This is a genomic window from Burkholderia sp. EMB26 (genome assembly GCF_024730645.1).
GTDB lineage: Bacteria > Pseudomonadota > Gammaproteobacteria > Burkholderiales > Burkholderiaceae > Burkholderia > Burkholderia cenocepacia.
Genome location: NZ_CP078071.1, coordinates 2,932,137 through 2,954,307 on the forward strand (window position 1 = coordinate 2,932,137; position 22,171 = coordinate 2,954,307).

The following is a 22,171-nucleotide window of genomic DNA, read 5'->3' on the forward strand; positions in this document are numbered from 1 at the left end:
CTGCGTATTCCCCGCCCGTTTTTCTTTTCGATTCGCAAGGATTCGGTCGCGCGGCGATCGTCGCTACGCGCCGCCGCACGGTGATTCGGCAGGCCGTCGCCAGGCTGCCGCGCGATGATCGATGCGATCGCCGCACCGCGTCGTAATCGAGTCTTACACATCTGACAGTTGACGCGACAACGGATTATTGGGCATCTTGTCCGGGTTTTCGTTTGCGGCGGGGTGCCAACCGCCGCAACATCCGCGCCGCGCGCCGGTGCGATGCCCCGTCATGCCGTCTCCGCGATCGTGACGGCGGCGCCCAATCGAGGAGTGCATTCATGTTGAAACCCGAAGTCGACAGCCTGGTCCCCCATGTCCCGTTCTCGCGCCGCAAGTTCATGCAGGCTGCGCTCGGCGGCACCTTCGCGGCGGCCGTGCTGCCCGTGTCGGCGCAGACGGTCACGACCGACAGCGCCGGCCTGGACGTCGACACCATCGAAATCCGCTCGGGCGATGCGAGCGTGCCGGCTTATCGCGCGCAGCCGGTCGACAAGACGAACCTGCCGGTCGTCATCGTGATTCACGAGATCTTCGGCGTGCACGCGCATATCGCCGACGTCTGCCGGCGCTTCGCGAAGCTCGGCTATCTGGCGATCGCGCCGGACCTGTTTGCGCGACAGGGCAACGCGGCGAAATATCCGACGATCCAGGCGCTGGTCGACAACATCGTCAGCAAGGTGCCGGACCGGCAGGTGACGGAGGATCTCGATGCGACGGTCGCGTGGGCCGGCAAGAACGGCGGCGACCTGACGCGCCTCGGCGTGACCGGGTTCTGCTGGGGCGGTCGCCAGGCGTGGCTGTATGCGGAACACAATCCGCACGTGCGGGCCGCGGTGGCGTGGTACGGGTTCGTCGAAGGCAAGACCGACGAGATGACGCCGTTCAACCCGGTCGATCACGCGTCGTTGCTGAAAGTGCCGGTGCTCGGCCTGTACGGCGAGAAGGATCAGAACATCACGCAGGCGTCGCTCGCGAACATGCGCAAGGCGATCCAGGCGAGCGATTCGAAGCTCGCGCGCGAATCGGAGATCGTCGTGTATCCGGATGCCGGCCATGCGTTCTTCGCCGACTACCGGCCGAGCTACGTGAAGGCCGATGCCGAGGATGGCTGGAAACGCGCGATCGAGTGGTTCCACAAGTTCGGCGTGATGTAAACGGCAAGCGGCGGCCGAGGCCGCCGCTGCGTGACTGCCGCGCCGTACGCGCGCTTACGGCGTCGGGCCGGTCGCGATCGGTCGCGACGGATCGGCGCTCCATTCGCTCCACGAGCCCGGGTACAGCGACGCGCCGTGCAGGCCCGCCACTTCCAGCGCCAGCGCGTTGTGGCAGGCGGTGACGCCGGAGCCGCATTGCAGGATCACGCGGTTTGGCTCGGTGCCGGCCAGTACGGTGGCGAACGCCTCGCGCAATTCATGGCCGGTCTTGAAGCGGCCGTCGGCGGCCAGGTTGTCCTTGAAGAAGCGGTTGCGCGCACCGGGAATGTGGCCGCCCACCCGATCGATCGTTTCATTCTCGCCGCGATAGCGGTCCGGTGCGCGTGCATCGATCACCACGCGCGCGGCCGACGACACGTTTGCGAGCACGGCCGCTGCATCGACCGTCGATTCGAGCGGCGTTGCGGCGCGGAAGTCGCCGGCGGCCGGTTGCGGCACGTCGGTCGTCAGCGGCTGGCCGGCCGCTTCCCACGCCTGCAGGCCGCCGTCGAGCACCGCGACCGAATCGTGACCGAGCCAGCGCAGCAGCCACCACAGGCGCGCCGCATAGGCGCCGCCTTGCGCGTCGTACGCGACGACCTGCTGGCCCTGCTTGAGGCCGCGGCTGGCGAGCAGCGTGGCGAGCGCGTCGCGGGTCGGCAGCGGATGGCGGCCGTTGGTGCCCGTCTTGCGGCCCGACAGGTCGCGGTCGAGATGAAGGTATTGCGCGCCGGGAAGGTGGCCGGCCGCGTAGGCGGCTTCGCCGGCGCCGGGATCGGCGAGATCGAAGCGGCAGTCGAACAGCGCCACGCTGCCGGGCGCCGCGGCCAGGCGCTCGGCGAGATTGGCGGCGGAGATGAGCGTGGTGTAATGAGTGTGTGGCATGACGGCTCCCTGGAGTGCAAATGGCCTGACACTCCAAGTCTAAACAAAAAAAGACGGGCCGAAGCCCGTCTTTTCGTTTGCCGGCGGCCGGGCGGCGGCAACGCGCCGCCTCCGCTGTCAGAGGTCGCCGAGGTGGCGGCGCAGGAACTCGTGGAAGTGCTGCATCCCGTCTTCCATCGGGCTCTGGTACGGGCCGACCTGCGACTCGCCACGCGCCATCAGCGCACGGCGGCCCGCGTCCATCCGCATCGCGATCTCGTCGTCCTCGACGGCCGTCTCCATGTAGGCGGCGCGCTCGGCCTCGACGAATTCGCGTTCGAACAGCGCGATTTCCTCGGGGTAATAGAACTCGACGATGTTGGTCGTCTTCTGCGGCCCGCGCGGGATCAGCCACGACACGACCAGCACGTGCGGATACCACTCGATCATCAGGCCCGGGTAGTAGACCATCCAGATCGCGCCGAACTCCGGCGGCACGCCGTTGCGGAACTTCAGCACCTGCTCGTGCCATTTCTGGTAGGTCGCGCTGCCCGGTTTCGCGAGGGCGTTGTGCACGCCGACCGTCTGCACGCTGTACCAGTCGCCGAACTCCCATTTGAGATCGTCGCACGACACGAAGCTGCCGAGGCCCGGGTGGAACGGGACGACGTGATAATCCTCGAGGTAGACCTCGATGAACGTCTTCCAGTTGTAATCGCACTCGTGCACTTCGACGTGATCGAACTGGTACTCGGAGAAGTCGAAGTGATGCTTCGTGCCGAGGTTGGCGAGATCGCGCGCGACGTTGCGGCCCTCGGCCTCGAACAGCAGCCCCTGCCAGTTCTGCAGCGGGCTCTTGCCGAGGTTCAGGCACGGCTTGTCGGGGAAGTGCGGTGCGCCGAGCAGCTCGCCTTCGAGGTCGTACGTCCAGCGGTGCAGCGGGCACACGATGTTCTGCGTGTGGCCGCGCCCGTTGAGCATGATCGCCTGCCGGTGGCGGCACACGTTCGACAGCAGTTCGATCTGGTTCGTCTGGTTGCGGACCAGCACGCGGCCTTCCTTCTCGGACGGCAGCGCAAAATAATCCCCCGCCTCGGGCACCATCAACTCGTGCCCGACGTAACGAGGTCCTTTCTTGAAGAGGGTTTCGATCTCGCGCTCGAGTAGCGCCTCATCGAAATATGCAGTGACTGGAAGCTGGCTGTGGGCCGACTTCAACTGAAGCGCATCGCTCAGATTGGACATTCCCACTCCCGGTGTTAGCGTGAAAGCAGTGAACAACCCAACCATCGAAAAATCGATTTAGGGAAACGGAGAATTATACCCGGTTCGCCTCGCAAGGCTAGGATTAAGTGCCTGATTTGTGTCAATTTTTTGTCGGGCGGCCGTCGAAAGGCGCACACTGTGCATCGAAGATGGGGCCGGGATTGTGCGCGGGCGCCCAAGACGGCAGGTCGGAAAATTCTCTTTTGCCGTAGAATGTCCGACTTGTTTTGAAATTTGACACCCTCGTCCATGGCGAAAACCGCATCCCCAGGCGCCACGCCGCCCGGCAATGGCACCGAACCGTTGCCGGACAATTACGAGATGGCGCTCGCGGAACTCGAGACGCTGGTTGCCCGGATGGAAGGCGGCGCGCTGAGCCTCGAGGATTCACTGGCGGCGTATCGCCGCGGTGCGACCCTCGTTGCGTTTTGCCAACAGCAGCTCGAGAAAGTGGAGCAGCAGGTTCGCGTGCTCGACGGCGCGACGCTGAAGCCGCTTTCGTCCGGAACGGCCGCCACGGACGGCGAAGACGACGATCTATGACATTCGAACAATGGATGCGGTCCGTGCTTGACCGTGTCGAGGACGCACTCGGCCACTATCTGCCGGCTGAAACCGCGATGCCCGCGAAACTTCACGAGGCGATGCGCTACGCGGTCCTCGGTGGCGGCAAACGCGTTCGCCCGCTGCTGTGCCATGCAGCAGGCGAGCTGACCGGTGCGACGGAGGCGGCACGCAACGCGGCGGCGGCGGCGCTGGAGATGATCCACGTCTACTCGCTCGTGCACGACGACATGCCGTGCATGGACGACGACGCGCTGCGTCGCGGCAAGCCGACCGTGCACGTGCAGTACGACGAGCCGACGGCGCTGCTGGTCGGCGATGCGCTGCAATCGCAGGCGTTCGTCGCGCTGACCGACGCCGACGCGCTGTCGCCGGTGCAGCAGGCGGCGCTCGTGCGCGAGCTGGCGCTCGCGAGCGGCTCGATCGGCATGGCCGGCGGGCAGGCGATCGACCTGGCGAGCGTCGGCCTGAAGCTGACGCGCGAACAGCTCGAGACGATGCACCGGATGAAGACGGGCGCCTTGCTGCGCGCGGCCGTGCGGATGGGTGCGCTGGCCGGCGAGACGCCTTCGACGGAAACGATGGCTGCGCTGGACGTGTACGCGGGGGCCGTGGGTCTGGCCTTCCAGGTCGTCGACGACATTCTCGACGTCACGACCGATTCGGCGACGCTTGGCAAGACGGCCGGCAAGGACGCGGCGAACGACAAGCCGACCTATGTATCGATCCTCGGTCTCGAGGCGTCGCGCGAGCTGGCAGCGCAGCTGCGCGCCGAAGCGCACGATGCGCTGAAACCGTTCGGCGCACGCGCACAGCGTCTGGCCGAACTTGCCGACCTGGTAGTGAACCGGGTCAGCTGACGCGAAAGCCCGCCGCCGCGCACACGCTACGGTGCGTGCAAAAGAATGCGGGCGCGTTTGATTTCCTACAATGGAACGACGATGTACGACTTGCTGAAAACCATCGACGACCCGGCGGATTTGCGCCGCCTCGATCGTCGCCAACTGCAACCGCTCGCGGATGAACTGCGCGCGTTCGTGCTCGACAGCGTGTCGAAGACGGGCGGCCATTTGTCGTCCAACCTCGGGACGGTCGAGCTGACGATCGCGTTGCACTACGTGTTCAACACGCCGAACGATCGCATCGTCTGGGACGTGGGTCACCAGACCTACCCGCACAAGATCCTGACGGGCCGCCGCGACCAGATGCATTCGCTGCGTCAGTACGACGGCATCTCGGGCTTCCCGCGTCGCAGCGAATCCGAATACGACACGTTCGGCACCGCGCACTCGAGCACGTCGATCTCGGCGGCGCTCGGCATGGCGATCGGCAGCCAGCTGAACGGCGACGACCGCTTCTCGATCGCCGTGATCGGCGACGGCGCGATGACGGCCGGCATGGCGTTCGAGGCGATGAACAACGCGGGCGTGTCGGAAGATGCGAAGCTGCTCGTGATCCTCAACGACAACGACATGTCGATCTCGCCGCCGGTCGGCGCGCTGAATCGCCATCTCGCCCGCCTGATGTCGGGCCGCTTCTATGCGGCTGCGCGCGCGGGCGTCGAGCGCGTGCTGAGCGTCGCGCCGCCGGTGCTCGAACTCGCGCGCAAGCTCGAGGAGCACGCGAAGGGCATGGTCGTGCCGGCCACGCTGTTCGAGGAGTTCGGCTTCAACTACATCGGCCCGATCGACGGTCACGATCTCGATTCGCTGATCCCGACGCTGCAGAACATCCGTGAACTGCGCGGCCCGCAGTTCCTGCACGTCGTGACGAAGAAAGGCCAGGGCTACAAGCTCGCCGAAGCGGATCCCGTGCTCTATCACGGCCCCGGCAAGTTCAACCCGGCCGAAGGCATCAAGCCGTCGACGACGCCCGCGAAGAAGACGTACACGCAGGTATTCGGCGAGTGGCTGTGCGATGAAGCCGAGCGCGATACGCGCGTGGTCGGCATCACGCCCGCGATGCGCGAAGGCTCGGGCATGGTCGAGTTCGAGAAGCGCTTCAAGGATCGCTACTACGACGTCGGCATCGCCGAGCAGCATGCGGTGACGTTCGCGGGCGGTCTCGCGACTGAAGGGCTGAAGCCCGTCGTCGCGATCTACTCGACGTTCCTGCAGCGTGCGTACGACCAGCTGATCCACGACGTCGCGCTGCAGAACCTGCCGGTCGTGTTCGCGATCGACCGCGCGGGCCTCGTCGGCGCGGACGGCGCGACGCATGCGGGCGCGTACGATCTCGCGTTCATGCGCTGCATCCCGAACATGACGATCATGGCCGCATCCGACGAGAACGAATGCCGCCAGATGCTGCACACGGCGCTGCAGCAGCCGAACCCGACTGCGGTGCGCTATCCGCGCGGCGCGGGTACGGGCGTGGCGACGGTGAAGGAATTCACCGAGATCCCGCTCGGCAAGGGTGAAGTGCGTCGCCGCACGTCGCAGCCGGAAGGCAAGCGCGTCGCGATCCTCGCGTTCGGCACGATGGTCGCACCGTCGCTCGCCGCGGCCGAGGAACTCGACGCAACGGTCGCGAACATGCGCTTCGTGAAGCCGGTCGACGCAGCGCTCGTGCGCGAGCTCGCCGAAACGCACGACTACGTCGTGACGGTCGAGGAAGGCTGCGTGATGGGCGGCGCGGGCTCGGCCTGCGTGGAAGCCCTGATGGAGAGTGGGGTTATCCGACCCGTACTACAATTGGGCCTCCCTGACCTGTTCATCGATCACGGCGACCCCGCGAAGCTGCTGTCGCAATGCGGCCTCGACGGCGCGGGTATCGCGAAATCGATTCGCGAACGCTTTCTGAATCCGGCGGCCGATGTCGCCGGTCAGGCGAAGCGCGTCGCGTAAGCTGGCGCCGCCCGCGGGCGGCGTCGGTGCGACTGGCGCAACCGGTCTTCATTGATGCGGAAAACATGGGCCTGCGGGCCCATGTTGCTTTTCCGGCTGCCGCATGATGCGGCATGCGCGTCGTCGGACGCGCGGCTTACAAGGATTGAACAAGATGAACCAGATGAATCCCGCCTTCGTGATGCCCGACGTGCAGAGCACGGTGGATACCCGTCAGATCCCGATTCAGCGCGTCGGCGTGAAGGCGGTCCGGCATCCGTTGACGGTGTGCACCGAAAGCGGCGACGTGCAACCGACCGTCGGTGTCTGGAACCTCGACGTCCGTCTGCCGGCCGACCAGAAAGGCACGCACATGTCGCGCTTCGTCGCGCTGCTCGAAGAGAATCGCGCGCCGCTGACGGTCGAGCGCTTCCGCGCGATGCTCGCGTCGATGCTCGAGAAGCTCGAGGCCGAGGCCGGCCGCATCGAAGTCACGTTCCCGTATTTCGTGAACAAGACGGCGCCGGTGTCCGGCGTGCAAAGCCTGCTCGACTATGAAGTGACGCTCGCGGGCGAAAGCCGCAACGGCGATACGCGCCTGTTCCTGAAGGTGCTCGTGCCGGTGACGAGCCTGTGCCCGTGCTCGAAGAAGATCTCGCAGTACGGCGCGCACAACCAGCGCTCGCACGTGACGATCGACGCGGAGCTGGCTGCGGATCTGCCGGTCGAGGCGCTGATCCGCATCGCGGAAGAAGAGGCGTCGTGCGAACTGTGGGGTCTGCTGAAGCGGCCGGACGAGAAGTTCGTGACCGAGCGTGCATACGAGAACCCGAAGTTCGTCGAGGATCTCGTGCGCGACGTCGCGCAGCGTCTCGATGCGGACGAGCGGGTGGTCGCCTACGTGCTCGAAGCCGAGAACTTCGAGTCGATCCACAATCACAGCGCGTATGCGCTGATCGAGCGCGACAAGCGGCAGGCTGCATAACGCTGCGGCGTTTTGTCACGCCAATGAAAAAGGCCGCTCGAACGAGCGGCCTTTTTGTTTTCCTGCCGGTGGTGGCGCGTGACGCGAGTCAGCCCGCGAGCGATGCGAGATCCCAGCGCGGCTTCACCGTGAACGCGTAGTCGGCATTCGCCTGTTCGGGCCAGCGGCCGAGCCGCAGCGCGCCCGCGAGCGCGATCATCGCGCCATTGTCGGTGCAGAGCGCGAGATCGGGGTAGTGCACGTCGAAGCCGCGCTTGGCCGCGGCCGCCGACAGTGCCGCGCGCAACTGGCGGTTCGCGCCGACGCCGCCCGCGACCACGAGGCGCTTGAGCTTCGTCTTCTTCAGCGCGGCGAGCGACTTCGCGACGAGTACGTCGACGGCCGCATCGACGAAGCCGCGCGCGAGGTCGGCCTTCGCGCGTTCGAGCGCTTCGCCGTCGAGCTTCGCCGCTTCGAATTTCTTCATCTGCGTGAGCACGGCCGTCTTCAGGCCGCTGAAGCTGAAGTCGAGATCGCCCGAATGCAGCATCGGGCGCGGCAGCACGACCGCGCCCGGCGTGCCCGTTTCGGCGAGCTTCGATACTTCCGGGCCGCCCGGGTAGCCGAGGCCGATCAGTTTCGCGGTTTTGTCGAACGCTTCGCCGGCCGCGTCGTCGAGTGTTTCGCCGAGCGTCTCGTACACGCCGACGTCGGTCACGCGCATCAGCTGCGTGTGGCCGCCGGACACCAGCAGCGCGACGAACGGGAACGGCGGCGGCGCGTCGACCAGCAACGGCGACAGCAGATGGCCTTCGAGGTGATGGATGCCGACGGTCGGCTTGTTCCATGCGAGCGCGAGCGCATTCGCGATGCTCGCGCCGACCAGCAGCGCGCCGGCGAGGCCGGGGCCCTGCGTGAACGCGATCGCGTCGATGTCGTCGCGGCGCGTGCCGCTTTGGGCCATCACTTCCTCGAGCAATGGCAGCGCGCGGCGGATGTGGTCGCGCGACGCGAGCTCGGGCACGACGCCGCCGTAGTCGCGGTGCATCGCGATCTGCGAATGGAGCGCGTGCGCGAGCAGGCCTCGCTGCGTGTCGTAGAGCGCGAGGCCGGTTTCGTCGCAGGAGCTTTCGATGCCGAGAACGAGCATGGGTGAGGGCGGGGCACGCCGTTTCGGACGCGCCGCAGGTAGGTCAACGTAACCGGAAAGTATAGCAGGCGAGGGCAGGCGGCCGCTGGCGGCGGCCCGGGCCCGATGCCGGGCAGGTACAATCCGCGCCATGGAAACCTATGACATCGCCGTGATCGGCGCGGGCGCCGCCGGCATGATGAGCGCCGCGGTCGCCGGGCAGCTCGGCCGCCGCGTGGTGCTGCTCGATCACGCGCCGCGGCTTGCCGAGAAAATCCGCATCTCGGGCGGCGGCCGCTGCAATTTCACGAACCTGTACGCCGGGCCCGACAACTACCTGTCGTCGAATCCGCATTTCGCACGCTCGGCGCTCGCGCGCTATACGCCGCGCGACTTCCTCGGGCTGCTCAAGCGCCATCACGTGACCTGGCACGAAAAGCACAAGGGTCAGCTTTTTTGCGACCACGGCAGCGACGCGATCATCGACGTGCTGAAGCACGAGTGCGACGCGGGCGGCATCGCGTGGCGCCGGCCCGTCGTCGTCGACGCGGTGCGCCATGCGCCATCCGACGGCTTCACGCTCGACACGCAGCAGGCGGGGCCGATCGGTGCGCGCGCGCTGATCGTCGCGACCGGCGGCCTGTCGATCCCGAAGATCGGCGCGACCGACTTCGGCTACCGGCTCGCGAAGCAGTTCGGCCACAAACTTGTCGATACGCGGCCGGCGCTCGTGCCGCTGACGTTCGCGCCGCAGGACTGGGCGCCGTTCGCGCCGCTGTCCGGCGTATCGCTCGAAGTGCGCGTTTCGACCGGCGACAAGAAGCGCGGCGGCGAATTCGTCGAGGACCTGCTGCTGACCCATCGCGGGCTGTCCGGGCCGGGCATCCTGCAGATCTCGAGCTATTGGCAGCCCGGCGATCCGATTCGCGTCGACCTGCTGCCGCAGCGCGATACGGTGGCTGACCTGCTCGACGCGAAACGCACGTCGAAGCGTCAGATCGGTTCGCTGCTCGCCGACTGGGTGCCGTCGCGCCTCGCGCATGCGTGGCTCGACACGCATCGCGTCGCGGCCGACGCGCGACTCGCGGACCTGCCGGACAAGACGCTGCGCCAGATCGGCGACGCGCTGTCCGGCTGGACGCTGACGCCGAATGGCACCGAAGGCTACAAGAAGGCCGAAGTGACGAAGGGCGGGGTCGATACGCGCGAGTTGTCGTCGGCGACGATGATGAGCGCGCGCGTGCCGGGGCTGTTCTTCGTCGGCGAGGCGGTGGACGTGACGGGCTGGCTCGGCGGCTACAACTTCCAGTGGGCATGGGCGTCCGGCACGGCGGCCGGGCAGGCCGCGGCCGAGTACGCGCGCGGCGCCTGACGCGCCGGCCGGCGCCCGGTTGGCGGGCCCGGCCCCGTGCCTTTGGGCAATCGCTCTGCTATACTCGGTAGTCTTTCCCTGCAAACCTTTATTCGTGTCGGATCATGACGATCATTCGCGTTAAAGAGAACGAGCCGTTCGAAGTTGCAATGCGTCGCTTCAAGCGCACGATCGAGAAGAACGGTCTGCTGACCGAGCTTCGCGCGCGCGAGTTTTACGAGAAGCCGACCGCAGAACGCAAGCGCAAGAAGGCTGCTGCGGTGAAGCGTCATTACAAGCGTATTCGCAGCCAGACGCTGCCGAAGAAGCTGTACTGAACGATTGGGCGCCGCGCGGTTCGCTGAGCGGCGCACCGGCGACTCCGTGCGATCGGGTGCGATCGCGCAACCGATCAGGCGGCGAGTCGCCGATGCCGGATTCGAGCAACCCGCTTGAGACACTGTCCCAAGCGGGTTTTTGTGTTGACGCCCGTTCGCGGGCGTCGGATTCACGTTTCCATCCCGGGTGAAAGATGAGTTTGAAAGAGCAGATCAGCGAAGACATGAAGGCCGCGATGCGCGCGAAGGACAGCGAGCGCCTGGCAACGATTCGCCTGCTGATGGCCGCGATCAAGCAGCGCGAAGTCGATGACCGGGTCACGCTCGACGACGCGGGCATCACGGCCGTGATCGACAAGATGATCAAGCAGCGCAAGGATTCGATCAGCCAGTTCCAGGCGGCCGGCCGCGACGATCTCGTCGCGAAGGAGCAGGCCGAGCTGACCGTGCTGGGCGGCTACATGCCCGCGCAACTGTCGGACGCCGAAGTGGCGGCCGAAGTCCAGGCGGCGGTCGCGCAAACCGGCGCAGCCGGCCCGCAGGACATGGGCAAGGTGATGGGCGTGCTGAAGGCCAAGCTCGCCGGCCGTGCCGACATGACGGCCGTTTCCGCGCAGGTCAAGGCCGCGCTCACGAAGTAAAACCCGTTCCCGGCGCGCCCAGCGATGCGTGCGCCGGGCGTCGTATTGTCTTTTTTCGCTCGATCCCACGGTGATTCCGCATTCGTTCCTGCAGGATTTGCTGAACCGCGTCGATATCGTCGACGTGGTGGGTCGGTACGTGCAGCTCAAGAAGGGCGGCGCCAACTTCATGGGGTTGTGCCCGTTCCATAACGAGAAGAGCCCGTCGTTTACCGTCAGTCCGACCAAGCAGTTCTATCACTGCTTCGGTTGCGGCGCGCACGGCACGGCGATCGGCTTCCTGATGGAACATGCGGGGCTCACGTTCCCGGAGGCCGTGCAGGAGCTCGCGCAGTCCGTCGGCCTGACCGTGCCGCACGAGCCGTCGATGCGCGGCGGTGGGGGCGGCGGCGGTGGCGGCGACTATCCGGCGCCCGTGTCGAAATCGGTGGCGACCGCGCTGTCCGACGCGATGACGGCGGCGTGCGACTACTATCGCAAGCAGTTGCGCGGCGCGACCGTTGCGATCCAGTACCTGAAGAACCGGGGCCTGACCGGCGAGATCGCCGCGCGCTTCGGGCTCGGCTATGCGCCGGACGGCTGGCAGAACCTTGAGGCCGCGTTCCCGGACTATCGCGACGAGTCGCTCGTCGAGGCGGGGCTCGTGATCGTCAGCGAGAAAACCGACGCGCAGGGCGTCGCGCGCCGCTACGACCGGTTCCGCGAGCGGATCATGTTCCCGATCCGCAACGTGAAGGGGCAGGTGATCGGGTTCGGCGGCCGCGTGCTCGGCAGCGGCGAACCGAAGTACCTGAACTCGCCCGAAACCCCGCTGTTCAACAAGGGTAGCGAGCTGTACGGGCTGTTCGAGGCGCGCCTCGCGATTCGCGAGCGCAAGTACGTGCTGGTCGTCGAAGGCTACATGGACGTCGTCGCGCTCGCGCAGCTCGGCTTTCCGAACGCGGTCGCGACGCTCGGCACCGCGTGCACGCCGATTCACGTGCAGAAGCTGCTGCGCCAGACCGACACGGTCATTTTCAGTTTCGACGGCGATTCGGCCGGGCGGCGCGCGGCGAGGCGCGCGCTCGAGGCATGCCTGCCGCATGCGGGCGACAACCGGACGATCCGGTTCCTTTTTCTGCCGGCCGAGCACGATCCGGACAGCTACGTGCGCGAGTTCGGCGCGGAGGCGTTCTCCGAGCAGGTCGAGCGCGCGATGCCGCTGTCGCAATTTCTGTTGAACGAAGCGATTGCCGGCAAGGCGCTCGATCAGCCGGAAGGCCGCGCGAAGGCGCTGTTCGATGCGAAGCCGCTGTTGCAGGCGCTGCCCGCGAACGCGTTGCGCGCGCAGATCATGCACATGTTCGCCGACCGCCTCGATATCCCGTTCGAGGAGGTCGCGGGGCTGTCGGACGTCGACACGCGCATCGCGACGCCGCCGCGCCAGGCGCCCGCGCGCAGCGAGCGGCGCCGCGTGACGGACAGCGAAAAGCGCGCGCTGCGCACGCTGGTGATGCATCCGCGCGTCGCATCGCAGCTCGACGACGAACAGATTGCGACCCTGCGCGCGCTGCCGCGCATCGGCGAGCTGTTCGCGGAAGTCGTCGATCATGCGCGTGCGCTGGGCGACGGCGCGGAGTTCCGGCTGCTGTCGGATGTCCTGAGGACGTCCTCGAACGGGGCGACTTACGAGGAAATCTTCCGCGAAATTCTGGACTATGATGAAAACGTCCGCGATTTGCTGTTACAGAATCCGGAAGACGAGACGGTGCCCGAGCGGCAACGTGAGCAGGAGCGGATTGCGGGGGAGGAGCTGCAGGCAGCGGTGCTCAAGATGCGCTATGACGCCTGCTGCGACCGGCTGGACAGGCTGGCGCGGCAATCCACCTTCACCCCCGAGGAATTGGCCGAATTGACGGAATTGAACCAGCAGCGAACCGACATGAAGCGTCGGCTCGGGCTGTAGGCGGCCGGGGCGCTTAGAGAGGGCTCCCCAGCGTGCTATAATATAAGGTTTCCAGCGGTTTGTTTTCTAAGCAGAGGCGAGAATCGCGATGGCAAAGACGACAGGCGGAAAGAAAGCAACAGGCAAGGGCTCGACGGAGCCGACCAAGAAGGTCACAGCGGCCAAGTCTGCTTCTTCCACCAGGACAACGTCTTCAGCCACGTCAGCCCCTGCAGGAAAGAAAACCGCGGCCGGCACTGCTCAGGCTGCGCCGGCGCCGGCAGCCAGAACACGGGCTGCCGCCAGACCCGACTCCGGGCCGGCCAAGCCGGCGGCGAAGCGGGCAAGTGCGAAAAGCGCAAGGGACACGACTGCCGACGCGGACGAAACGGCAGTACGTACTACTCATGCACCCACGGTTCAACCGGCTGTCGTCCAGCAGCCGCGAGTCGATATAGCCGGTACGGCGAACTCCATGACCAAAAAGCTGAACGAAGTATCCGTCGAAGACGACGCAAATCAGAGCGACGAGCAGCCCGCAGCCGCGGCTGCACCGGGCAAATCCAAGGTGCGCGATCGTCGCGCCAAGGAAAAGGCGCTGCTGAAGGAAGCGTTCGCGACGAGCACGCCGGGCACGGCCGAGGAGCTCGAAGAGCGCCGCGTGAAACTGCGCGCGCTGATCAAGCTCGGCAAGGAGCGCGGCTTCCTGACGTATGCCGAAATCAACGACCACCTGCCGGACAACTTCACCGAGACCGAAGCCCTCGAGGGCATCATCGGCACGTTCAACGACATGGGCGTGGCGGTTTACGAGCAGGCGCCGGACGCGGAAACGCTGCTCCTGAACGACAACGCGCCCGCCGCGTCGTCGGACGATGAAGTCGAAGAGGAAGCGGAAGTCGCGCTGTCCACCGTCGATTCGGAATTCGGCCGTACGACCGATCCGGTCCGGATGTACATGCGCGAGATGGGCACGGTCGAGCTGCTCACGCGCGAAGGCGAAATCGAGATCGCGAAGCGGATCGAGGACGGCCTGCGCCACATGGTGATGGCCATCTCCGCGTGCCCGACGACGATCGCCGACATCCTCGCGATGGCCGAACGCGTCGCGAACGAAGAGATCCGCGTCGACGAGCTCGTCGACGGCCTGCTCGATCCGAATGCTGCGGACGCCGCCGATACGGACGGTTTCTCCGCGAAGGAAGCGGAAGCGATCGAGAACGAGGACGAGGAAGCCGAAGAGGAAGAGGAAGAAGAGGAAGAGGAGGAAGACGACGGTGCCGCGCAGGCATCGGCGAACGCCGCCCAGCTCGAAGCCCTCAAGCGCGCGTCGCTCGAGAAGTTCTCGCAGATCAGCGAGTGGTTCGACAAGATGCGCCGCGCATTCGAGAAGGAAGGCTACAAGTCGAAGGCCTACCTGAAGGCGCAGGAAACGATCCAGAGCGAGCTGATGACGATCCGCTTCACCGCGCGTACCGTCGAACGCCTGTGCGACACGCTGCGTGCGCAGGTGGACGAAGTGCGTCAGGTCGAGCGTCAGATCCTGCACATCGTCGTCGACAAGTGCGGCATGCCGCGCTCGGAATTCATCGCGCGCTTCCCGGGCAACGAGACGGATCTCGACTGGGCCGAGAAGATCACCGCGGAAGGCCATTCGTACAGCGCGGTGCTGTCGCGTAACGTCCCGGCGATCCGCGAACAGCAGCAACGCCTGCTCGACCTGCAGGCGCGCGTCGTGCTGCCGCTGAAGGACCTGAAGGAAACCAACCGTCAGATGGCGGCCGGCGAACTGAAGGCACGTCAGGCGAAGCGCGAAATGACCGAGGCCAACCTGCGTCTCGTGATCTCGATCGCGAAGAAGTACACGAACCGCGGCCTGCAGTTCCTCGACCTGATCCAGGAAGGCAACATCGGCCTGATGAAGGCGGTGGACAAGTTCGAATACCGTCGCGGCTACAAGTTCTCGACCTATGCGACGTGGTGGATCCGTCAGGCCATCACGCGCTCGATCGCGGACCAGGCGCGCACGATCCGTATTCCGGTTCACATGATCGAAACGATCAACAAGATGAACCGCATCTCGCGGCAGATCCTGCAGGAAACCGGTCTCGAGCCGGATCCGGCAACGCTCGCCGAGAAGATGGAGATGCCGGAAGACAAGATCCGCAAGATCATGAAGATCGCGAAGGAGCCGATCTCGATGGAAACGCCGATCGGTGACGACGACGATTCCCATCTCGGCGACTTCATCGAGGACACCAACACGGTCGCGCCGGCGGATGCCGCGCTGCATGCCAGCATGCGCGACGTCGTGAAGGACGTGCTCGATTCGCTGACGCCGCGCGAGGCGAAGGTGCTGCGGATGCGTTTCGGTATCGAGATGAGCACCGATCACACGCTCGAGGAAGTCGGCAAGCAGTTCGACGTCACGCGCGAGCGGATCCGTCAGATCGAGGCCAAGGCGCTGCGCAAGCTGCGTCACCCGAGCCGTTCCGACAAGCTGAAGTCGTTCCTCGAAGGGAACTGATTTCCAGCGTCTCCGTTACGAACGCCGCCGGTATTCGCATGATGCCGGTGGCGTTCGTTCCCTCTGTCGTCTTTGTTGTTACAATGCCGGCCCGGCTTCGTTGTCGGGGTGGCGTGTAGCACGCCGCGCTTCTCGTCTGGGCCCCTAGCTCATGCTTGGTTAGAGCAGCGAACTCATAATTCGTTGGTGCCGGGTTCGACTCCCGGGGGGCCCACCAGATTACGTTCCTCGAGCGATCGCGGAACGTCGTAAAACCCGCGATGGCATCATGCGTCGCGGGTTTTTCTTTGTGTGCGGTCCGAATGTGTCGAACGCGTTGAACGGGTGCACGTCGGCGCCGCATGTCTTATTGCCGCCACCGGGGAAACACGGAGGGCGTGCCGTCCCGCTATCAATCGAAGTATGCTGTGGCGCGACCGCCGCGCACGACCGGATTCCCGTCGAGCGCGCGACCGCCGACCCGCGCCGCGCGCGATCGGGCAGCGAGAACAAACACCAACCAACTTTGCCCGACCGTGAGGGGCGGCCATCATGACCATGCTGCGTTCGTGGGGTGCGATTCTCTCGTCGCTGGCGCTCGTCGCGTGCGCCAGTCTTCCGCCGCAGGCCGATCGCGCGCCGACCCACGCATTCACCGATACGGACGATACGCGGCTGGGCGCCGCGTTCCGGCAGCAGGCCGGTACGCATCCCGGGCAGGACGCATTTCATTTGCTGACCGATCCGGTCGATGCGCTGGACGCCCGCGTGTTGCTCGCCGATCGCGCCGACCGCTCGCTGGACCTTCAGTACTACATCTGGCACGACGACCTGACCGGCCACGAACTGGCCGATGCGGTCATCCGCGCGGCCGATCGCGGCGTGCGCGTGCGCGCGCTGCTCGACGATCTCGGCACCAACGCGGACGACCGCAAGCTGCTCGAGATCAGCGCGCATCCGAACATCGAGATCCGGCTGTTCAATCCGGTGGCCACGCGCCGGTTCAAGAAGCTCGGCACGGTATTCGAGTTCTCGCGCGTCAACCGGCGCATGCACAACAAGGCGATGATCGCGGACAACCAGGCGGCGATCGTCGGCGGCCGCAATATCGGCGACGAGTACTTCGGCGCGTCGTCGATGCTGGAATTCGGCGATCTCGACGTCGTCGTTCACGGCCCGGTCGTGAAGGACATCTCGACCGAATTCGACACGTTCTGGAATTCGCCGTACGCGTATCCGGTCGATACGCTGGTCGGCCACGATGCGGCGCCAGGCGGGCTCGACCGCGAGCGCGAACGGCTGCGCGACTACCTGCGGGCCATGGAGGACAATCCGTACGTGCTGGAAGCCCGGCAGCGGCTCGACCGGATCGTCCACGGGCAGGGCACGGAGCTGTCGTGGGGGCATGCGACGGTGCTGTACGACGATCCGTCGAAGATCGCGCACGCGCCAAAGGACAGCGACGGGCATCTGATGCCGCAGTTGCGTGCGCTCGCGTTGCAGCCGCAGCACGACCTGCTGATCGTGTCGCCGTATTTCGTGCCGGGCAAGGTCGTCGTCGAGCGGCTGCGCGCGCTGACGGCGCGCGGCGTGCGCGTGACGGTGCTGACCAATTCGCTCGCGTCGACCGACGTGGCGGCCGTGCATGCCGGCTACCGGCGCTATCGAAGCGATCTGGTGAATGCCGGCGTGCGGCTTTACGAGCGCCGGCCATCGGGCGACAAGAGCATTTCGAAGCAGGTCATCATCGGCTCGTCGCGCGCGTCGCTACATGCGAAGACCTACGTGTTCGATCACAAGAGCATCTTCATCGGGTCGATGAATCTCGATCCGCGCTCGTTGAACCTCAATACGGAAATCGGCGTTTACTGCGAGAGCCCGGCGATTGCATCGCAGGTCGCCAACGACCTGGAAGGGCGACTCGACCAGATCGCCTGGCGTGTCGAGCCGAGAACCGATCCGGCCGGCAAAGGGCGACTGAAGTGGATTCAGACCGATGGCGGGAAGGTCACCGAGATCGATCATGAGCCGGAGGTGTCCGCCGCGCGGCGGATGGAAGTGTGGTTTCTCGGGCTGTTTCCGATCGAATCGCAACTGTGAGCGGCATTCAGCGCCGCGCGCGGCGGTGCCGGTCGATGACGGCCGCGAACTGCATCGCCGCTGTCTCGATCGTCGCGTCGCTCAGGCCTGAATAGCCGAGCACGAAGCCGTTGTACCGGCGGCCGTCGCCGCGGCGGCCGTCGCCGATGCAGTAGCTGCTCAGCGGTTGCAGCAGCAAGCCTTCCGCGGCTGCCGCCCGCGCGACGTCGGTATCGTGCAGCGGCGCGGCGAGATCCGCGGAGAGATGCATGCCGCCCGGGCTTTCCCGCACGCTCAGCGACGTGCCGAGATGGCGCGCGAGTGCCGCTTCGAGGCAGCTGCGCCGGTCCGCGTAGCGCGCCCGCATCTTCCGCAGGTGCCGCGCAAAGAGGCCGGTATCGATGAATTCGGCCATCGCCAGCTGGTCGGCCGAATGGCCGCGATGGACCAGTTCGCGCAGCGTTCTCGTGAAGCGGTCGACCAGCACCGGCGGCACCACCATGAAGCCGAGCCGAAGGGCCGGAAACATCGTCTTGCTGAACGTGCCGAGATAGCACACCGGCGCGTCGGCATGCAGGCCCTGGATCGCGGGCAGCGGCTGGCCGCCGTGACGGAATTCGCTGTCGTAGTCGTCCTCGATGATCCACGCACCGCAGGCGCGGGCGCGCTCGACGAGCGCCGTGCGCCGCTCGGGGCTCATCAGCGCGCCGAGCGGGTACTGGTGCGACGGCGTCGTATAGATCAGCCGGGGCGGGAGAGTGCGCCACTGCTCGTCGGTCGGCGCCATGCCGTCGCGATCGACCTCGATCGGCACGAGATTCAGGCCGGTCGAGCGGAACGCGGTCCTCGCGCCGTTGTAGCACGGGTTCTCGAGCCAGCCGTTTTCGCCGGGATTCGCGAGCATGCGCGCGCACAGTTCGAGGCTGCTCTGCGTGCCGTCGGTGATGAATACCCGGCCCGTGTCGCAGCGCACGCCGCGCGAGACGCGAATGTACGCGGCCACCGCGCGTCGAAGCTCGGGCAGCCCTTCGACCGGCCCGTACGCGAGCCGGGCCGGCGTGATGGTCTTCCATGCGCGCTCGATGCAACGGCGCCACTGGGCAACCGGAAATTCGTCGAGCGACGGCAGGCCCGGAACGAACGGCAGCATGCGCTCGGGCTCGGGATCGGCATTTTCCAGCCCGTGCACGCGCGCCGACAGGCGGACCGGTGCGGAGCCGTCTTCATGGCCGGCGCTCGGGTCGGTGCGGCCGTCCCATCGCGTGATCGTGCCGTTGCGCGTGGCGGCCACGAAGCCTTCCTCGGCCAGGCGCTCGTACGCATAGACCGCGGAATTGCGCGCGATGCCCAGCTCGGCCGCGAGCACGCGCGTCGACGCGAGCCGCGTGCCGGGCGGCAGGTGTCCGTCCAGCAGCATGCTGCGCAGGCTCCGGTAGAGGGCTTCCTGCCGACTATGCGTGGTCGCGCCGTCCGGTCCGGCAAGCGACGAGATGAGCAGCGCGAGATCCATGGGCTGGTTCCAGAAATTTTCCTTGTGCTGGTTCTTTCGAAGACGCCGCGCGCATCGTATCGTTCACGTTCTCGCGGGGCAGGCCGGTACACGCGGATTTTGAGTGACGGCGCGACTTGCGGTACGCGCGTATTTTGCTCGATTCGGCCGGCGACTGTCGACGGGCGGCCCGATCGCGCCTCGGGCATGGAGTCGGCACGATGCCGATACGATTAATTTCGCAGTACAGATATATGAACGACCAGACCACGCTCTCTTCCACCTCGCGTACGACCATTCGTCGCCTGTCCGAACTGGCGAGCCACGATCGCACGATGCTCCACCACATCGTGGACGACGCGTACGTCTGTCACATCGCGTTCGGCGACGGGCAGAACACGCACTGCATCCCGACCGCGCACTGGAGAAGGGGCGACGCGCTCTATATCCACGGCTCCAACGGCAGCCGGACGATCAAGGCACTGTCGGCCGGCGCGCAGGCTTGTGTCGCGATGACGCTGCTGGACGGCCTCGTGCTGGCCCGCTCGGCCTTCAACCATTCGATGAATTATCGATCCGCGGTGATCTACGGGCAGTTCGACGTGATCGACAGCAGTGCGGAAAAGCGCGCCGCGCTGGATGCGTTGATGGACAAGATCGCGCCGGGCCGCAAGCATGAAGCGCGGCCGGGCAATTCGAAGGAACTCGACGCGACCCGCGTGCTGCGGATTTCGATGGCGGAAGCGGCCGTGAAAATCAGCGATTCGCTGCCGTCCGACAAGGACGAGGATCTCGGGCTGGCGGTCTGGGCCGGGATCCTGCCGCTGAAGACGACACGCGGCGCACCGGTCCATGCGGACGGCAACGTGGCGGTGCCGGACTACGTCCGGAACTGGGCCGATTGAGCGGCACGGCGAGGCTTGCATCGGAGCGGCGAGACGGCGCGGCATGCGGAAAACCCGCGACGGCTTCGCAGCCTTCGCGGGTAGCCGGACGCGGTTGCGTGAGAGACGTCGCGCGCCTGCTCACGCAACCGGTTCGGTCAACGACCCGTCAACGCGCGAAATCCGACGTGCTCTGGATGAACGCGTTCAGCTTCGAGATGTTCACGCTGCCGAAGCCCGTCGTCGCATCCCAGCCGGCCTTCGCCTTGTAGCCGTAAGTGCCGCTGCCGTTGTTGCCGGACGTGACGTCGTGCAGCAGCGCCGCGTTGGTCGGGAAGTACTTGTAGATGCTCGACGCGGGGAACCCGAGCGCATTGTTGTTGGCCGACTGCAGCCGCGCCCAGATGCCCGTGAAGATCGGTGCGGCGAGGCTCGTGCCGCCTTCGTTGTTCAGGTAGCCCGACCCCCACAGCGTGTCGGACGTCTGGCCGTTCACGACGAGAATCGCACCGGTGCGCAGGTCGGCGTCGAAGCCGACGTCGGGCAGCGCGCGCTTGGTCGAACCGGTGAGGGTCGACGACTGCCACGTCGGCGCGGCTTCGTACTTGCTGTATCCGCCGCCCGTCGACCACACGGTGCCCGGCTGCCAGCTCGGGTCGTTCCACACGATTTCGCTGTTGTACGCGTTGGTCGACGTGTTGGTGAACAGCGTCGTGCCGCCTACCGCGATCACGTACGGCGACGTGGCCGGCTCGCTCACCGTGTAGGTCGAGCGCGACGGCGTGCCGCTCGCGCATTCGTACGCGCCGTGGTCGCCGGCGGAAACGGAGAAGGTCTGCCCTTGCGCGACCGCCTGCTTGAAGATGGTGTCGTCGGTCGCCTGCGAGCCGGTGCTGTACGCGGACGATTCGCACACGCCGAGCGACACGTTGATCACCTTCGCGACGTTGTCGGTCACGGCCTTGTTGTACGCGGCCGTGATCGCGGTGAGCGTCATCGACGGCGCGGTGTAGAACACGACCTGCTTCACGCTGCCGCCGGCCGCGCCGACGATCGACTGGCTGTCGAGGTTCCATTCGACGGTGCCGTCGGTGTCGGTGTACGAGCTGCCGGACGGGCCCGTCTTCACGATGCTGCTGCTGATCGTGCCGAGGCCGTTGTTCGCGGCGAACGTATTGAGGTCGCTCACCGTCTGCGACAGGTCGCCTTCGGAGATGATGCCGACCGTGGTTTGCGACGCCGTCGGCGTGCCGTCGCCGCCGTAGATCGACGAGAACTCGGTCGGGTTGTGCGGCACCGCCGACGCGCCGGCGGGGATCGTCAGGTTGCTGGTGTTGCCTTGCGGCTTGCTGCCCGCGCCCGTATGCATCAACTCGACGTTCTGCAGGCCCAGCACCGCGCCGACGATGTTGCCGATCGCGTTCGGCACTTGCGCGGCGTCGGTGTTCGCATAGACGCTGCGGCCGTTGCGCGTGAAGCGCTTGAGGGTGGTGCGGAACGCGGACTGGACGGTTGCCGCGGTGCCGGACGCGGAGACCAGCAGCCGGTTCGGCGCGACCACGATGTTCACGAAGCCTGCCTTGCGCAGATGGGCGACGACGGAGGCGACCTGCTGGTCGGTCGGCGCATATTGCGCGGCGAATTGCGCGGGCGTGAGGAACTGCCGGTAGTGCGGCGAGCCCGGCGTATGCAGGTCGCGCAGGTACTGGTCGAGCTGGGCTTCGTTGCGCAGGTTCAGCCCGAGCACGATGTCCACCGATTCGCCCGGCGCCATGTCGATGGCCGCGGCGGCAGCGGCGGCGGTGCTGGCGGCGGGCGCGCCGGCCGTACCGGCTTCGTTTTGCTGCACGAGCGGCAGGAAGCCCTTGGTACGCGTTTCCGTCCAGCCGGCCGCGGGCGCGGCATGGGCGGTCGTCATGCCGAACGAAGCGGCTGCCGCGGCGGCGAATGCGAGTTTGACGAGGCGAATGTGCTTGTGTTTCTTGTTTGCAACCTGATTCATTTGAATTACCCCTCCGGTTGAACATCGAACGGCACCAACAACAACGGTCGACAGCGGTGCGGGTCATGCACCGCCGCTTTCTGCCGCATGCGGGCGGATGGCACGGACGC

The 22,171-nt window shown here is 66.2% G+C and carries 17 protein-coding genes and 1 tRNA gene; 13 read left to right on the forward strand and 5 right to left on the reverse strand.

Translation table 11 applies throughout. The features are described 5' to 3' along the window. The first annotated feature begins 320 nt into the window (after nt 1-320). Nucleotides 321-1,196, forward strand: coding sequence for a dienelactone hydrolase family protein (locus KU887_RS29975; RefSeq protein WP_006486435.1), 876 nt, complete (start codon nt 321-323; stop codon nt 1,194-1,196). Between the two features lie 54 nt (nt 1,197-1,250). Here the strand turns inward: KU887_RS29975 and KU887_RS29980 are convergent, their stop codons facing one another. Then, entirely contained in the window at nt 1,251-2,120 is an 870-nt protein-coding gene (locus KU887_RS29980; RefSeq protein ID WP_006486463.1) for a sulfurtransferase, read from the reverse strand. A gap of 117 nt (nt 2,121-2,237) precedes the next feature. Further along, nucleotides 2,238-3,344, reverse strand: coding sequence for an aromatic ring-hydroxylating dioxygenase subunit alpha (locus KU887_RS29985; RefSeq protein ID WP_006486437.1), 1,107 nt, complete (start codon nt 3,342-3,344; stop codon nt 2,238-2,240). Nucleotides 3,345-3,614: 270 nt separating this feature from the next. On the opposite strand from KU887_RS29985, the gene KU887_RS29990 reads away from it, so the two are divergent. From KU887_RS29990 to folE2, 4 genes are all read left to right on the forward strand, one after another. Continuing rightward, a complete protein-coding gene (locus tag KU887_RS29990) occupies nt 3,615-3,908 on the forward strand; it encodes an exodeoxyribonuclease VII small subunit (protein ID WP_006479428.1) in 294 nt (97 codons plus the stop codon). Next, nucleotides 3,905-4,789 (forward strand): polyprenyl synthetase family protein, encoded by an 885-nt coding sequence (locus tag KU887_RS29995; RefSeq protein ID WP_006486453.1) that lies wholly within the window; start codon nt 3,905-3,907, stop codon nt 4,787-4,789. Before KU887_RS29990 ends, KU887_RS29995 begins: the two co-directional genes overlap by 4 nt. An 81-nt stretch (nt 4,790-4,870) precedes the next feature. Then, nucleotides 4,871-6,775, forward strand: coding sequence for a 1-deoxy-D-xylulose-5-phosphate synthase (dxs, locus tag KU887_RS30000; RefSeq protein WP_006486458.1), 1,905 nt, complete (start codon nt 4,871-4,873; stop codon nt 6,773-6,775). A gap of 154 nt (nt 6,776-6,929) precedes the next feature. After that, a complete protein-coding gene (gene folE2 / locus KU887_RS30005) occupies nt 6,930-7,739 on the forward strand; it encodes a GTP cyclohydrolase FolE2 (RefSeq protein WP_006486446.1) in 810 nt (269 codons plus the stop codon). A gap of 88 nt (nt 7,740-7,827) precedes the next feature. Here folE2 and tsaD read toward each other — a convergent pair whose 3' ends face one another. Next, nucleotides 7,828-8,868, reverse strand: coding sequence for a tRNA (adenosine(37)-N6)-threonylcarbamoyltransferase complex transferase subunit TsaD (gene tsaD, locus KU887_RS30010; RefSeq protein ID WP_006496003.1), 1,041 nt, complete (start codon nt 8,866-8,868; stop codon nt 7,828-7,830). 130 nt (nt 8,869-8,998) lie between these two features. Here tsaD and KU887_RS30015 point away from each other — a divergent pair, with 130 nt between their 5' ends. The 7 genes from KU887_RS30015 to KU887_RS30045 all read left to right on the forward strand — a co-directional run bounded on the left by KU887_RS30015 (nt 8,999) and on the right by KU887_RS30045 (nt 17,707). Beyond that, entirely contained in the window at nt 8,999-10,219 is a 1,221-nt protein-coding gene (locus tag KU887_RS30015) for an NAD(P)/FAD-dependent oxidoreductase (RefSeq protein WP_006496002.1), read from the forward strand. A 104-nt stretch (nt 10,220-10,323) separates the two neighbouring features. Further along, a complete protein-coding gene (gene rpsU, locus KU887_RS30020; protein WP_006479415.1) occupies nt 10,324-10,536 on the forward strand; it encodes a 30S ribosomal protein S21 in 213 nt (70 codons plus the stop codon). Between the two features lie 194 nt (nt 10,537-10,730). Next, nucleotides 10,731-11,177, forward strand: a complete 447-nt coding sequence (locus KU887_RS30025; protein ID WP_006489061.1) for a GatB/YqeY domain-containing protein — start codon at nt 10,731-10,733, stop codon at nt 11,175-11,177. 70 nt (nt 11,178-11,247) lie between these two features. Then, on the forward strand, nt 11,248-13,122 hold the full coding sequence (gene dnaG / locus KU887_RS30030; protein ID WP_258256736.1) for a DNA primase: 1,875 nt from the start codon (nt 11,248-11,250) through the stop codon (nt 13,120-13,122). Nucleotides 13,123-13,210: 88 nt separating this feature from the next. Next, entirely contained in the window at nt 13,211-15,628 is a 2,418-nt protein-coding gene (gene rpoD / locus KU887_RS30035) for an RNA polymerase sigma factor RpoD (RefSeq protein ID WP_077020949.1), read from the forward strand. Between the two features lie 138 nt (nt 15,629-15,766). Continuing rightward, nucleotides 15,767-15,845, forward strand: a tRNA-Ile gene (locus KU887_RS30040). 314 nt (nt 15,846-16,159) lie between these two features. Then, nucleotides 16,160-17,707, forward strand: coding sequence for a phospholipase D family protein (locus KU887_RS30045; RefSeq protein WP_080324271.1), 1,548 nt, complete (start codon nt 16,160-16,162; stop codon nt 17,705-17,707). A 7-nt stretch (nt 17,708-17,714) separates the two neighbouring features. On the opposite strand, the gene KU887_RS30050 is transcribed toward KU887_RS30045, so the two are convergent. Next, nucleotides 17,715-19,196, reverse strand: coding sequence for a PLP-dependent aminotransferase family protein (locus KU887_RS30050; RefSeq protein ID WP_258256739.1), 1,482 nt, complete (start codon nt 19,194-19,196; stop codon nt 17,715-17,717). Nucleotides 19,197-19,429: 233 nt separating this feature from the next. On the opposite strand from KU887_RS30050, the gene KU887_RS30055 reads away from it, so the two are divergent. Next, the gene (locus KU887_RS30055; RefSeq protein WP_258256741.1) at nt 19,430-20,080 is read left to right on the forward strand and encodes a pyridoxamine 5'-phosphate oxidase family protein; all 651 of its coding nucleotides are present in this window, start codon (nt 19,430-19,432) and stop codon (nt 20,078-20,080) included. 148 nt (nt 20,081-20,228) lie between these two features. On the opposite strand, the gene KU887_RS30060 is transcribed toward KU887_RS30055, so the two are convergent. Next, nucleotides 20,229-22,061 carry a protease pro-enzyme activation domain-containing protein gene (locus KU887_RS30060; protein ID WP_058902879.1) on the reverse strand — a complete coding sequence of 611 codons (1,833 nt, stop codon included), beginning with the start codon at nt 22,059-22,061 and terminating at the stop codon, nt 20,229-20,231. Between the last annotated feature and the right edge of the window lie 110 nt (nt 22,062-22,171).

Excerpts from the sequence above, each read along its gene's own strand:
- KU887_RS29975 (WP_006486435.1), top strand. The coding sequence starts at position 321 with ATGTTGAAACCCGAAGTCGACAGCCTGGTCCCCCATGTCCCGTTCTCG.
- KU887_RS29980 (WP_006486463.1), bottom strand. The coding sequence starts at position 2,120 with ATGCCACACACTCATTACACCACGCTCATCTCCGCCGCCAATCTCGCC.
- KU887_RS29985 (WP_006486437.1), bottom strand. The coding sequence starts at position 3,344 with ATGTCCAATCTGAGCGATGCGCTTCAGTTGAAGTCGGCCCACAGCCAG.
- KU887_RS29990 (WP_006479428.1), top strand. The coding sequence starts at position 3,615 with ATGGCGAAAACCGCATCCCCAGGCGCCACGCCGCCCGGCAATGGCACC.
- KU887_RS29995 (WP_006486453.1), top strand. The coding sequence starts at position 3,905 with ATGACATTCGAACAATGGATGCGGTCCGTGCTTGACCGTGTCGAGGAC.
- dxs (WP_006486458.1), top strand. The coding sequence starts at position 4,871 with ATGTACGACTTGCTGAAAACCATCGACGACCCGGCGGATTTGCGCCGC.
- folE2 (WP_006486446.1), top strand. The coding sequence starts at position 6,930 with ATGAACCAGATGAATCCCGCCTTCGTGATGCCCGACGTGCAGAGCACG.
- tsaD (WP_006496003.1), bottom strand. The coding sequence starts at position 8,868 with ATGCTCGTTCTCGGCATCGAAAGCTCCTGCGACGAAACCGGCCTCGCG.
- KU887_RS30015 (WP_006496002.1), top strand. The coding sequence starts at position 8,999 with ATGGAAACCTATGACATCGCCGTGATCGGCGCGGGCGCCGCCGGCATG.
- rpsU (WP_006479415.1), top strand. The coding sequence starts at position 10,324 with ATGACGATCATTCGCGTTAAAGAGAACGAGCCGTTCGAAGTTGCAATG.
- KU887_RS30025 (WP_006489061.1), top strand. The coding sequence starts at position 10,731 with ATGAGTTTGAAAGAGCAGATCAGCGAAGACATGAAGGCCGCGATGCGC.
- rpoD (WP_077020949.1), top strand. The coding sequence starts at position 13,211 with ATGGCAAAGACGACAGGCGGAAAGAAAGCAACAGGCAAGGGCTCGACG.
- KU887_RS30045 (WP_080324271.1), top strand. The coding sequence starts at position 16,160 with ATGACCATGCTGCGTTCGTGGGGTGCGATTCTCTCGTCGCTGGCGCTC.
- KU887_RS30050 (WP_258256739.1), bottom strand. The coding sequence starts at position 19,196 with ATGGATCTCGCGCTGCTCATCTCGTCGCTTGCCGGACCGGACGGCGCG.
- KU887_RS30055 (WP_258256741.1), top strand. The coding sequence starts at position 19,430 with ATGAACGACCAGACCACGCTCTCTTCCACCTCGCGTACGACCATTCGT.
- KU887_RS30060 (WP_058902879.1), bottom strand. The coding sequence starts at position 22,061 with ATGAATCAGGTTGCAAACAAGAAACACAAGCACATTCGCCTCGTCAAA.